This window comes from Pseudoduganella umbonata, assembly GCF_014192225.1.
GTDB lineage: Bacteria > Pseudomonadota > Gammaproteobacteria > Burkholderiales > Burkholderiaceae_D > Rugamonas > Rugamonas umbonata.
This window is the reverse complement of the sequence record NZ_JACHXS010000010.1, coordinates 167,389-180,915: the sequence shown is the minus strand read 5'-3', so window position 1 is coordinate 180,915 and position 13,527 is coordinate 167,389. Positions and strand designations below refer to the sequence as shown.

Here is a 13,527-nt window from a genome sequence, read left to right as displayed (position 1 = left end):
GCAGCAAGGCACGCTGACTTTCAAATTGCTACTTTTGGTGATGCGAGGCGTGGCGGCAGCCCACGCCCATGCCAAGTGCGCACTACGCTGCGGAATCGCCGGAAACCCGCTAAATGCCTTGCTGAGCAGCCTTTCGACGGTCTTGCCGATGCCTCTTTTCACGCCCGGAAATTGTCGTATAATCAACTGAGCGTATTTCTTCGGAATAAGTATAAGGGTAACAAATGGTCATCCATGTCCCGCTTTTTTCATCGAAGATCGCCAATGAAGGCGTGGACCTGGCCGGAGCCTTGCAACGCGTACTGGAGCGGAATTGGTACGTGCTCGGCGCCGAAGTGGCCGCCTTCGAAGCGGAATTTGCCGCCTACCTGGGTGTCGAATCGTGCATTTCGGTGGCGAACGGCACGGACGCCATGGAAATCGCCTTGCGCACGCTGGGCATCGGCCCGGGGAAACGGGTAGCACTGGTGGCCAATGCGGGGTTTTATGGCAGTACCGCCGTGCACGCCGTGGGTGCCGAGCCGGTCTACGTGGATGTCGATGATGCCACGCTCACGATGGCCCCTGCGGCCCTGCAGGCGGTACTGCCCACGGGCGTCGATGCCGTCATCGTCACGCACCTGTATGGGCAGATGGCCGACATCGAGCGGATCGCCGCGTTTGCCACGAAAGCCCGGGTGCCCCTGATCGAGGATTGCGCCCAGTCGCATGGCGCCATCCACAATGGCATCCGCGCCGGCAGCTTCGGCGACCTGGCCTGCTTCAGTTTCTACCCGACCAAGAACCTTGGCGCCATCGGCGATGGCGGCGCCATCACGACCAGCGACAAGGAACTCGATACCCGGGCCCGCCGCCTGCGCCAGTATGGCTGGGGCAAGAAATATCATGTGACCGAAGCGGGCGGACGCAATAGCCGGCTCGACGAGTTGCAGGCCGCCGTGCTGCGCGAAAAGCTGCCCATGCTCGACGACTGGAATGCCCGGCGCCGCGCCATCGCTGCCCGTTATTCCACTGCCTTTGCGGACTTTCCCATCCGGTTGCCAGCTTCGAACGGCGACGATTTCGTCGCCCACCTGTATGTGATCCGGGTACCGGACCGCGCCGCTTTCATTGCCAGCATGAGCGCCGCCGGCATCGCCACCGATATCCACTATCCCGTGCCCGACCATCTGCAGCCGGCCTACGCGCAGGCTGACAACGTTGCATTGCCGGTGACGGAAGCCGCCAGCGGCTCGGTCGTCACGCTGCCTTGCTTCCCGGGACTCGATGACGAATGTGTCGAGCGCGTCATTGCGGCGGTGCGCGGCCACTTCGGCACCGGCCACTAAAATGCTCAGCCTGATTGTTCCTGTCTACGGGAATGAAGGCTCGCTGCCGGAACTGCTGGCCGCGGTTACCCGGCTGAACGACAGCGTTGGCGGCGATTTCGAAACCGTCTTCGTCGTCGATGCCAGCCCCGACAACTGTTATGTGTTGTTGCGCAAACAGCTGCCGCAACAGCGCTTCCGGTCGCAACTGGTCCTGTTGTCGCGCAATTTCGGCTCCTTTGCCGCCATTCGCATGGGCTTGCAGTTTGCCAAGGGCAACCGCTTCGCCGTCATGGCGGCCGACTTGCAGGAACCGCCCGAACTGGTGTTGCGGATGAACGACATCCTGCAGCGCGATGAAGCCGATGTGGTCGTCGGCGTGCGCGAGGGGCGCAGCGATCCGCTGGCCTCGCGGCTGATGTCGGGCGCTTTCTGGTGGCTGTACCGCAAATATGTGATGCCGGACGTTCCTCCAGGGGGCGTCGACATGTTCGGCTGCAACCGCGATTTCCGCGATACCCTGCTCACGCTCGAAGAGCGGCATTCGTCGCTGATCGGGCAATTGTTCTGGGTCGGTTACCGCCGCAGCGTGGTGCCCTATACACGGCTGGAGCGCCAGCATGGCAAGTCCGGCTGGACCTTCAGGAAGAAATGGAAGTACCTGATGGACAGCGCGTTCTCGTTTACCGACCTGCCCATCAAGTTGCTGATCCGCGTGGGCGCCGCCGGCACTGCCCTCGTGACGGCACTTGCCGTGGTGGTGGTGGTGGCCCGTCTCAACGGGCTGATCGCCGTGCCCGGTTACGCAATGACCATCCTGACGATGGCCCTGCTCGGTTCCATCAACCTGTTCGGTCTCGGCATCGTCGGCGTCTATGCCTGGCGCACCTATGAAAACACCAAGCAGCGGCCCAACGCCATCTACCGCCAATCCCACGTATTCGAGGGCGCCCATGTACATGCACACCAACGTTGATTATTTCATCCACGAGCGCGCCATGTGCGAGTCGCCGCATATCGGCAAGGGCACTCGAGTATGGGCATTCGCCCATGTGTTGCCGGAAGCGCGTATCGGCGCGGACTGCAATGTCTGCGACAACGTGTTCATCGAGAACGATGTGCGCGTGGGGGACCGCGTGACGATCAAATGCGGCGTGCAATTGTGGGATGGTGTCACGCTCGAGGACGACGTGTTCGTCGGACCGAACGCCACTTTCACCAATGACATCTTCCCGCGCAGTAAAAAATTCCCCGAGAAATTTGCTCGCACCATCATCCGGCGCGGTGCCTCGGTGGGTGCCAATGCCACCATCCTGCCGGGCATTACTGTCGAGCAGGGAGCAATGATCGGCGCCGGCGCCGTGGTCACCCGCTCGGTGCCGCCCAATGCCATCGTGGTGGGCAACCCGGCCAAGATCGTCGGCTATGTCGATGCCAAGCCGGTGCCCGTCGGCGATGCCGCTCCGCCGGGTGCCAGGGGAGCGGGCTTGAATGTCAGCGCCACCGATGTCCGCGGCGTGACCCTGCACAAGATGAAGGAAGCAGCGGATATTCGCGGCAGCCTGTCGGTGGGCGAATTCGAACGGGATATTCCATTCGTGCCGGCGCGTTATTTCCTTGTGTATGGCGTGCCGACCGCGGAAACGCGCGGCGAGCATGCGCACCATGAGTGCCATCAGTTCCTGGTGGCCATCAAGGGTTCGGTGCATGTGGTGGCGTTCGATGGCAGGAAGCGCGAGGAATTCGTGCTCAACGCCGCCACCATGGGGCTGTACCTGCCGCCGATGACCTGGGGCATCCAGTACAAATACTCGAGCGATGCCATTTTGCTGGTGTTCGCATCGCACCACTACGACAGTGCCGATTACATCCGCAGCTATGACGAATACGTCGAACTGATATCGCACAGGTATGCATAAAGGGCGGGCTTGGCTGGAAAGTTCGATGAGTTCGTTTAGTGCCTGGCTGATACGCCAGCGCTTCAGCTGGCGGGAACTGCTTCTTCTGACGCTGATCGGCATACTGGCGAATGCTTACTTCCTGACGAATTACTCGCCGTCCATCGATGATGAACTGGCGGCAGTGCGGACCAGCAGCGAGATCTGGATCTCCCAGGGGCGCTTCACCACTTATCTGGTAGAGACGCTGCTTTTCCCGCAGCCATCCCTTCCATTCAGTCCTTATGTTTTCCTGGCCGTCATGCTGGCGCTGACGCACATGCTGCTCGTGCGTGCCCATGGCATGACGCCGGGCTGGCGCAGTTACAGCGCCTACTGCCTGTTCGTCACTTACCCGACATGGTGGCTGATCGAGGAATTTTCGGCCAATGTGCCGGCAACCGGCATCGGTTTCCTGCTGGCCGTTGCCGCGCTGTGCCTGCAGGCGGAAGCGCCACCCGATGCACTGCGCCGCTTCTCTCGCCACGAGGCCGGCAGGCTGCTGGCGATTGGCCTGTTGCTGGCCTTATGCGCCGGCGCCTACCAGACCCTGCTGCTGCTGTTCGCCTGCGGGACGATCGGCGTGGCCCTGTGCCGTTCGATCGAGGGCGATGCCGCCTTCCCATGGCGGCAGGCATGCCTGCGGATTTTTCACGGCGGTGTCTGCCTGGTGGCGGGGGCATTGTTGTATTTCGTGTTGAACAAGCTGGCACTGGGTGTCTCTGGTACCCGGCCGGAATACGTGGCCGGCTTCATCAATCTCGACAATCTGAAAGCGCCGTATTGGCTGGTGGGCTCGATTGCGTTGCAGGCCTGGGCGATTTATTCCGGCTCGGCCGGGCAGTTCGGTGCGGCGATGCCGGTTGCGGCCGTGGCACTGGCCTGCGCGGCGATCGCGGTGGCGCGCGCCCGCCCAGGCGTGACGCTGCCGAACTTGCTGTTGTTCGCTGTCCTGCTGGGAACGCCTTTCCTGCTGTGCTTGCTGACCGGGCCGGCCGGCCTGCCGCTGCGGGCGATGGTGGCCTTGCCTTATGTCATCTGGCTGTGCGCGCTGCTGGCCTTCACGTACCAGCGCGGGGTTGCCTGGATCGCCAGCCTGGTGGTCTTTGCGCTGTTCCAGCTGCAAATCGTCAACCTGACGTCGCAATACATCGCCACCGCGACCCTGGTCCAGCACCAGGACCGCTTCATGGGTTTCGACATCGGCCGCCGCCTGCTGCTGCTGCGCGGCGGCGACGAGACCGGCAAGCCGATCTGGCTCGACGCCTACGGCCACGGCCCGGAAGAGCGGGTTTCCCTGTTCGCCGCCGCCCAGACCGGCGTGACCAGGGGCTCCTTCTTTGGCTGGGACAAAGGCAATCTCCAGCGCATCGCCGCGTATTTGCGGGTGCTCGGTTTCGACACTGTCCGTCCGGCACCGCCCGCTGCGCGCAGTGCATTTACCCGCGAGTTCGAACAGATGCCGGTGTGGCCACAGGAGGGCTCGTTGCGCCGCAGCGGCGATTATTACCTGCTCAAGCTGGGCAAAGCGCCGGATGCGGCGCATGTCGTCCCGGCCGACTAGTTGTTGGATCGCGAGAGATTTGCTCTAGCTCATGTGCTGTGTTGATTTATGACGGGGCAGGACTTGGGAATTGCGCAAATTATGCTGTCGAAAAACTTTACAGTCGATTTCTGGAATAACAAGTTGCTGCGATAAGTGGTTGATTTTATTACGGGGCCAAGTCTGGCACAGTCTATGCTTAATATCATTGAGGCAAGACCAACCGCTTATTTCCAGGAGAAATCATGAAACTCAAATCAGTGCTCGCCGCAGTCGTCCTGTCCGCCATCGGCGTTACGCCAGCATTCGCAGGCGTGGCGGGCATGGCCGACCTGTCCATTTCCCAGTTGCTGGTGGTGGATCCTATCACCGGGGCCCCGAGCCCATTCGCCAGCCAGATCCGGATCACCAGCGATTCGCGTACCGGTACTGCTGCGTCGAACTATAACGGCTCGCCAGGTGTCGGGATCGGTGACGCCAGTATCACGGACACCCGCACCGACGGCACGACCGCCGCGGTCGACGTGCGATACCGCGCCGCTGGCCCGGATGCTGGCACGGTCAATGCCATCTACGGCGGTTCGGCCGAGAACAACACGACCGCGAACTTCGTACAGAACGTCGGTAACTTCGCGCTGGGCGACATGAATATCACGGGCAACGCACTGGCTGGTGGTGCGAACGGCCTGACCCGCGCTGACTCGTCGGCCGATACCCCGAACGCATCGGGCGGCGCCAATGCCACGATTCTGAACGGCGTGACGGTCATCACCGACTTCGTGGCGGGTACCACGGCTGACCTGGCATTTGCACTGACCTATGATGCGTTCGTCAGCGCATTCGTCGATGCGCTGCTGCCGGCAAACCAGGATTCGTTGGCTTCCGGCGCCATCACCTTCAACCTGACGCTGCGCAACCTGACGACCGGTGTCACGCTGCTGAACTGGAGCCCGGAGGCACTGAATCAAGGCTTCCAGTCCACGGGCTTTGATGAAAATGCCCTGCATGACAGCGCAGGCACGATCCTTTCCCAGACCATCGGTGTAGTAGCCAATAACCGCTACAGCCTGGTGATCAACCAGGCATCGAACTCGACGATCCAGCTGCAGGCCGTGCCGGAACCGGAATCGCTGCTGCTGGTCGGCCTGGGCCTGCTGGCCATGGGTGTGACCGCACGCCGCAAACGTCTGCAATAATCGCGAGGCATTCAGTCCTTCAGCAAGCCCGGGTATACCCGGGCTTTTTTCATGTGCGCCCGGCATGGGCGCACTCTTGACAGCCTGGGCGTGCCACACCTCACGTAACCTCCATTACCCGAACCGCCCGGTGTGGACCACATGTCGAGTGGTCTGGGCGGAGCCCGGTCAGGTACACTGATGGCCTCTATCCCGATTGGTCATCATGCCAAGACATACCGCAGACACTTCCAACGTTACAGGCTTGGCGCAACCGGGAGGGCGCATCCTGCGGCCGCGCACCACCGCCCAGGTACAGCGCATCGTCCGGCTTGCCAATCGCCGGGGATGGACCATCAACCCCGTCTCGACCGGCCTCAACTTCGGCTATGGGAGCGCGTCTCCCGTTCGGCCAACCTGTATCCAACTCGATCTCAGCCGGATGACGGCGATCCGCAATGCAGCGGAGATCTCGCGCGGCAATCCGGTGGCCGTCATCGAGCCCGGCGTCACCCAGCAGGGACTGTATGCCTGGCTGCAACAGCATCACCCCGATCTTGCCTTCAACGCTACCGGTTCGGCACGCGAGACCAGCATCATCGGCAATGCGCTGGACCGCGGCGTGGGCTATTTCGGTCCGCGCAAGGAAGACTTGTTCGGCCTGGAAGTCGTCATGGGGACCGGTGAGCTCGTGCGTACCGGTTTTCGCCGGCTCGGCGAAGCATCGCCGCTGGCGCACAGCCATCCTTACGGGCTGGGCCCGATTCTGGACGGCCTGTTTTTCCAGGGTAACTGCGGCATCGTGACGAGTGCCTGTTTCCGCCTGGTCCCCAAGCGCCCGCAGGCCGTCGCGGTATCGCTCGGACTGCGCGACGGCAAGGACCTTGCGGCCTTCATCGACCGGCTCGCAGAGCTGAAACGGGACGCCGTGATGGACTCCGTCACGCATATCGGCAACCGCCAGCGCAGCCATGCATCGCTGATGTACGGCATTACTACCTACCTTGAAAAGGAATGCGGCCGCACGCCTGAAGCAGCCGCTGCGGAAGCCAGGGAAGCGCTGGCGCTGATCGCCAAAGGCGACTGGACCAGCCTGGGGGCCGTTACCGGCACGGCAGCGCAGGTGCGTGCGAATCTTGCCGAAGTGCGCAAGCGGATGGGCGATATCGCGACAGTGCGCGTGTTGAGCGAGGAAAAGCTGGCCCTGGGTTACCGGGTAATGCACGCGCTGCGCTTTTTCCGCGTGGCACGAACGAATGCCGCGGCCATCGCCGCGATCCGGCCACTGCATGTGCTGGCGCTCGGCCAGCCCACCGATGCGGCGATCGACAATCTGCTGTGGCGGTATGGCCGCAGCGACCTGCCGGCCACGCAGCTCGACAAGACAAATTGCGGCCTGATCTTCATCAATCCCGCCTTGCCGATGAACGGCGCCCTGGTGGCGAGGATCGTCCGCGAGCTCGAGGAAGTAGCCCGGCCGTTCGAGCTGTACATGACGATCAATATCGAAACCGCCACGTCGCTGGTGGCGGTGATCAACCTGTTGTTCGACCGCAGCAATGCGGATGAGGCGGCAGCGGCCCGCGCGACCGCCGATGCGCTGCATGCTTACCTGCGTTCACGGCAGCTCGAGGTTTACCGCGCCCGCGCGGACATGATGGAAAGCGTTGTCGACCCGGTCGATCCTTATTGGCAGGCGGTCGGGGCGATCAAGCAAGCGCTCGACCCGAACGGCGTCATCGCCCCCGGTCGCTACAGCCCCTGACCGGACGCGGATCCCGCTGCCGAGGGTGACACCGCCGGCAGGCATGGCGCCGGCATGACCGTTGCCGGCAGCCGAGCGGTCAGAGCTGTTTCAGCAGGGCGCGCGCCTGCTCTGCCTGGGCGACGTCGCTTTTCTCGGCCAGCAGGGTTTCCAGCTCCTTGCGTGCCGCCGCCTTGTCGTTGTTGCGCGCGTGCGCGGCGGCAAGATGGTAGCGAATGTCGGCTGCACCCGGTTCCGCTGCGCTGGCCTTCTTCAGCAATGGCAAGCCGCGGGCAAGGTCGCCTTTGTCGACCAGCATCCAGCCGAGTGTATCCATCGCTGCGCCGCTCTGCGGAAGCGCCTTCAGGGCTTGTTCCGCGGTTGCCAGCGCCCGTGCATCGCCCGTGGCCTGGTACGCCAGCGCCAGGTTGTTCAAGATGACCCCATTGTTGGGCAGCTCTTTCAGCAGGGCCGTGAACGTCTCGATCGCGGCAGGGTATTTCTTATGCGCGACATACAGTTCGCCAAGGTAGACGCCGATGGCATTGTCCTTCGGCCGTTCGTTGCGCCACTGCTGGACCAATCTCAACGCTTCGTCGGGACGGCCCGCCTGGCGATAGGCATTGGCCAGCTTGATGCGCAGCGGTGAAGACCCCTTGCTTTCCTGCAAAGCGCGCTGGTAGAGCGGAATCGCGAGGTCCGGCTTTTGCTGTGCTTCGCGTACTTCGGCTTCGACGATCAATCCGGGAAGCTTGCTGGCCGGACGGGCCTGCACTTCACGCGCGAACATGATCGCTTGCTCATGATTACCGCGGCGCACTTCGACAGCGATGCGTGCCAGTTTGATCGCTACGTCATCCGGACGCTCGGTATGTGCCTTGCGCAAGACATCGGCTGCAAGGTCGCGTTCACCCAGTTCCTCGTACGCTGCAGCCAACCGTGCCGTAATGCCGCTCGTGCGAGGTTTCACGACGGCGAGCCGGCCATAGGCTTCCAGCGCGGCAATCTTGTTATCGTTTGCCGCGTGTGCCTTGCCCAGCATGTCGAGAAGCATCGGGTTTTCAGGGTCGGCGACTTGCATGGCGGAGATCAGCGTCAGCGCCTTGCGTTTTTCGCCGATGGCAAGATACTGCTGCGTCAGTCGAAGGGCTGGCCCAGACAGCTTTGGCTCGGCCGCATGGGCTTTTTCCAGCCACTTCGTGGCGTCGGCCTGCTTGTTTTCCGCGAGTGCGAGGTCGGCCAGGGCCAGCATCGATTCAGCGCTGCCGGCATTCTTGTCGACAAATGCCTGGTAGCGCTGGCGTGCCGCTTCCGGTTTCTTGTCGGCGATGTCCATACGCGCCAGGTTGTTGACCGCCGTGAAATAAGACGGTTCCAGCTGCATCGATTTTTCGAACGCGGCGCGCGCGGCGGCGCGGTCGTTCAGGCCCAGCAGTGCACCGCCCTTGAGGTTATGCAGCAGCGCACTGTTCGGCACACGCTGCACCATCTGGTTGATCACGGCCAGCGCTTCGGAATACTGGCGCAATTGCAGATGCGTCATGCCCAGCACGATGCCGGCGTCGACCGCAGTTGGCGCGCTCAGTTCCAGGCCTTTGCGCATGGCCTTTATCGCGCCGGTGCTGTCCCCCTTGCTCATTTTCGCCAGGCCGAGTCCGACATGCAGCTGCGTGTCCGCCGGCTTCAGTCCGATCGCCCGCTCGTAGGTGGCAATGGCGTTGTCGTATTGCTTCAGGTTCAGGTACGCACGGCCTCCGATGTTGAGCAGCGCGGTATCGGTGGAGGTATCGAGCGTTGTCTTCAGCTGGGCCAGCGCGTCCTGTGGCTGGTTTAATCCCACGTAGACCGATGCAAGCATCTTGCGCGCATAAATGTTGCCCGGGTCCGACTCGATGTATCGTTTCAAGTGCTGCTCGGCCTGAGGGAGCGAACCCAGCGTGAACTGGGTGGCGCCGGCCAGCAACTGGCTGGGCATATGGTCCGGAGCCACTTTCAGGAGGCCCTGGATACTGGCCAGCGCTTCCTTGTATTTACCTTCCGTGAACTCGAGCAGGGCTTGTGCGTGATATGCCAGCACATTTCCCGGGGCTACTTTTCTCAGTGCCGCAATGTCGGCGCGGGCGGCATCGAACTTCTTCTGGTCGATGTCGAGGTATGCCTTTTGCAGGTAGGCGGCGCCCGTATCCGGATTGACTTTCAGCACCTTGTCGTACGTTGCCCTTGCCGCATCCGGCTTGCCCATTGCCTTGTCGAGATCGGCGCGGAACATGAGTGCATCCACGTCGGATGGATTGTGCGAGATAGCGCTGTCCGCCAGGCGAACAGCGGTGTCGACGTCGTTCTTGATCAGCGCATGGCGTGCGAGGCCGTTCAGTGCATCGCTATTGGTCGGTTCCAGTTTCAATGCACTATCGAAGGCTTGACGGGAATCGTCCAGCTTTTGCAGCAAGAGGAACGCGTCGCCGCGCAAACTCAGCAGGGTGGCGTCGGGGGGCGTCGAGGCCGTTACGTCGAGTACCTCTTGTGACTTGTTTTGCAAGAGGAGGGATTTCGCGAATACCGGCAGGACCTCAGCGCGATTCTTGCTCAGCTCCATGGCCCGCCGCAACTCCTTCTCGGCCGAAGCATGATCGCCAGTCTTCAAGTACAGCCGTCCCAGCGCTAACCGGGCAGCGGCGTCGTCAGGCTTGGCCTGCAAGGCGTTCTTGAGCTGGATGATCGCAGCCTTGCTGTCGCCCTTGCTTTCATATTGCTTTGCCTGGGCAATCAACTGTTCGGGTGACTCATCCTTCGAGCAGCCTGTGATTGCCGAAAGAGCGACGACAAGCGCCGCGGCCATTTGCTTTTTGTTCAGTCTGAAATGCATAGATCATCCTATCGATAGCACTGTCGAGCGCGATCATGCTGGGCGCCAGCACCGGAGATCATATACTGCGGAAACTCAAACGTGTTAACAAAATTAAATTATGTATATGCAACAATTGACGACGTGAGGCAAGTCGGATAAGGGTCAATCGGCTTGGAAGTGATGCGAGAAGCTGGGTACTTGCCGGGTAATTTCCTGTGGGAAAACCTAGCTGATGTGCCTGCGCAACGCTTTGACTTTTTTACTGTCAGTTCGACAATTTCCTGACATTCTCAGTTGTCAATAAGGTTATGCTTTCCGGCATTGCCAATTTAACTATCGGGTCCTTCATGCAGCGAGAGCTTGCGTTAGCGCTGGGAGTGGTCGAGCCATCAATGTAAAATTTAGTCGTATCATTCCTGCAATTTCTAGTAGACAATGATCGCTATCGATAGCGACCGACCGCTGGGCTCTCGAACGCCAACTGAAATTTCTTGTTATCAATATTGCACACATTAAAATTTTGATATATAGTTGGCATAAACACAAATTGTAATTCTCGGACGGAACCCGATATGGAAAACGATCAAATCGTTGCAGTAGTGGGGCTTGGCTATGTGGGCTTGCCCCTGGCAGTAGAGTTCGGAAAAAAGCTTACGACGATCGGCTTTGACCTGTCGGAAACGAAGGTCGAGAATTACAGGCGCTTCGTCGATCCCACCGGAGAAGTCTCGACGGACGAGCTGAAGGCAGCCCGCCACCTGACGGTGACGACAGACCCTGCGGCGCTGGCGCAGGCCGACTATATCGTGGTCGCCGTGCCAACGCCGGTGGACATCGCCCACACTCCGGATTTCGGTCCCTTGATCGGTGCCTCCACGAGTGTCGGCAAGCACATGAAGCGCGGCGCGATCGTTGTCTACGAATCCACCGTCTATCCCGGCGCTACCGAGGAAGTATGCATCCCGATCCTTGAAAAGCAGTCCGGTCTCAAGTGGAAGGAAGATTTCCACATCGGTTTCTCGCCGGAGCGGATCAATCCAGGGGACAAGCAGCACACGCTGACCACCATCTTGAAAGTGGTTTCCGGCGACGATGCGGCCACGCTCGAAACCGTGGCGCAACTGTATGAATCGATCATTACCGCCGGCGTGTATCGCGCCTCGAGCGTGAAAGTAGCCGAAGCGGCGAAAGTCATCGAGAACACGCAGCGCGACTTGAACATCGCACTGATGAACGAGCTCGCGATCATCTTCGACAAGATCGGCATCGACACGCTCGAAGTGCTGCAAGCCGCTGGAACGAAGTGGAACTTCCTGCCGTTCCGTCCGGGCCTGGTGGGTGGGCACTGCATCGGCGTCGATCCATATTACCTGACGCACAAGGCCGAAATGCTCGGCTACCACCCTCAGGTGATCCTGGCCGGTCGCCGCATCAACGATGGCATGGCCAAGTTCGTGGCGGAGAAGACGGTCAAGGAACTGATCGCCACCGGCTGCCACGTGAAGGGCGCGAAGGTCAACGTACTGGGACTGACGTTCAAGGAAAACTGCCCGGACCTGCGCAACTCGAAGGTTGCGGATGTGGTGGCGGAACTGCAATCGTATGGTCTTGACGTGCATGTGTACGACCCGGTTGCCGACGCTGACGAAGCAATGCATGAATACGGCATCAAGCTGGAAAGCTGGGAAGCGCTGCCCCGCGCAAGTGCCGTGGTGGCCGCTGTCTCGCACAAGGAACTGCTGGCGCTGTCGCTCACCGACCTGGCATCGAAGCTGGACGATTGCGGCTGCTTCATCGACGTCAAATCGCAGTTCCCCCTGTCAGGTCTGCGCGAAGCGGGTTACGCCGTCTGGCGCCTGTAAACGCCGGAAGATAAAGGCATGCGCGCCGTGAGCGAATTCGACAACGTGGCGGAACACCTTCGCGGCCGGCAATATCGCTGGCTCGTGACAGGTGCTGCTGGTTTTATTGGCTCCAACCTGGCCGAGGCGCTGCTGAAACTCGGCCAGCATGTGACTGGCCTGGACAATTTCTCCACCGGCCACCGACATAATCTCGAGCAGGTGCGCGAGGCCGTTGGCGGGCAGTGCTGGGCCGCTTTCCATTTCATCGAAGGTGATATTCGCGATGCCGATACGTGCGCCCGCGCCTGCGAGGGTATCGACTTCGTGCTGCATGAAGCGGCACTTGGTTCCGTCACCCGCTCGATCGAGGATCCCAAGCGCACGCACGATGTGAACGTGAACGGCTTCGTGAATATGCTGGTAGCGGCGCGCGACGCCAAGGTAAAACGCTTCGTGTATGCCGCCTCCAGTTCCACCTATGGCGATCATCCGGGCCTGCCGAAGATGGAAGACCGGATCGGCAAGCCGCTGTCGCCATATGCCGTGACGAAGTACGTCAACGAGCTGTATGCCGACGTATTCGCACGCTGCTACGGTGTCGAGGCTATCGGCCTGCGCTACTTCAACGTGTTCGGTCCACGGCAGGATCCGCAAGGCGCATACGCCGCGGTAATCCCGCAGTGGGTGGCGGCGATGATCGGCAACCGGCCTGTTTTCATCAACGGGGATGGCGAAACCAGCCGCGACTTCTGCTTCATCGACAACGTTGTGCAGGCCAATCTGCTCGCTGCGCTGGCCACCGCGTCGACTGCAATCAATACCGTCTACAACGTGGCGCTGAATGAGCGCACGAGCCTCAACGAGCTGTACCACATGATGCGCGAACTGCTGCAGGAACGTTTTCCCCACCTGCAGGACGCACAACCGCAATACAAGAACTTCAGGGCCGGCGACGTGCGCCATTCGCAGGCCGATATTACCCGGGCGCGTGAATCACTGGGCTATGCGCCGACGCATGACATCGGCGCCGGGCTCAGGGAAGCAATGGATTGGTACGTGCAACACCTGGCTAGCGCCAGCTGAAAAGTAGTTCCACAAGCCGCGGCCGACGGTACGGGAATAAGAACTA

The 13,527-nt window shown here is 61.0% G+C and carries 9 protein-coding genes; 8 read left to right on the top strand and 1 reads right to left on the bottom strand.

Features of this window, described 5'->3' with window-relative positions; genetic code table 11:
* Positions 1-224 precede the first annotated feature (224 nt).
* From FHS02_RS23275 to FHS02_RS23250, 6 genes are all read left to right on the top strand, one after another.
* Complete coding sequence (locus FHS02_RS23275; protein WP_137315563.1) at positions 225-1,328, top strand: DegT/DnrJ/EryC1/StrS family aminotransferase; 1,104 nt, start codon at positions 225-227, stop codon at positions 1,326-1,328.
* A 1-nt stretch (position 1,329) separates the two neighbouring features.
* Complete coding sequence (locus tag FHS02_RS23270) at positions 1,330-2,283, top strand: glycosyltransferase family 2 protein (RefSeq protein ID WP_137315564.1); 954 nt, start codon at positions 1,330-1,332, stop codon at positions 2,281-2,283.
* Positions 2,267-3,226, top strand: a complete 960-nt coding sequence (locus tag FHS02_RS23265; protein ID WP_137315565.1) for a WxcM-like domain-containing protein — start codon at positions 2,267-2,269, stop codon at positions 3,224-3,226. Before FHS02_RS23270 ends, FHS02_RS23265 begins: the two co-directional genes overlap by 17 nt.
* Positions 3,219-4,808 carry a glucosyltransferase domain-containing protein gene (locus FHS02_RS23260; RefSeq protein ID WP_137315566.1) on the top strand — a complete coding sequence of 530 codons (1,590 nt, stop codon included), beginning with the start codon at positions 3,219-3,221 and terminating at the stop codon, positions 4,806-4,808. The genes FHS02_RS23265 and FHS02_RS23260 overlap by 8 nt, the downstream gene beginning before the upstream one ends.
* 224 nt (positions 4,809-5,032) lie before the next feature.
* Positions 5,033-5,983 carry an EDSAP-1 family PEP-CTERM protein gene (locus FHS02_RS23255; protein WP_137315567.1) on the top strand — a complete coding sequence of 317 codons (951 nt, stop codon included), beginning with the start codon at positions 5,033-5,035 and terminating at the stop codon, positions 5,981-5,983.
* Positions 5,984-6,227: 244 nt separating this feature from the next.
* Positions 6,228-7,727, top strand: a complete 1,500-nt coding sequence (locus FHS02_RS23250) for an FAD-binding oxidoreductase (protein WP_175424883.1) — start codon at positions 6,228-6,230, stop codon at positions 7,725-7,727.
* A 79-nt stretch (positions 7,728-7,806) separates the two neighbouring features.
* Here the strand turns inward: FHS02_RS23250 and prsT are convergent, their stop codons facing one another.
* Positions 7,807-10,572: an XrtA/PEP-CTERM system TPR-repeat protein PrsT gene (prsT, locus tag FHS02_RS23245; protein WP_137315569.1), complete on the bottom strand. Its 2,766-nt coding sequence runs from the start codon at positions 10,570-10,572 to the stop codon at positions 7,807-7,809.
* Positions 10,573-11,126: 554 nt separating this feature from the next.
* Between prsT and FHS02_RS23240 the strand changes: the two genes are divergently transcribed.
* On the top strand, positions 11,127-12,416 hold the full coding sequence (locus FHS02_RS23240; protein WP_137315570.1) for a nucleotide sugar dehydrogenase: 1,290 nt from the start codon (positions 11,127-11,129) through the stop codon (positions 12,414-12,416).
* Positions 12,417-12,434: 18 nt separating this feature from the next.
* Complete coding sequence (locus FHS02_RS23235; RefSeq protein WP_137315571.1) at positions 12,435-13,481, top strand: SDR family oxidoreductase; 1,047 nt, start codon at positions 12,435-12,437, stop codon at positions 13,479-13,481.
* The last annotated feature ends 46 nt before the right edge of the window (positions 13,482-13,527 follow it).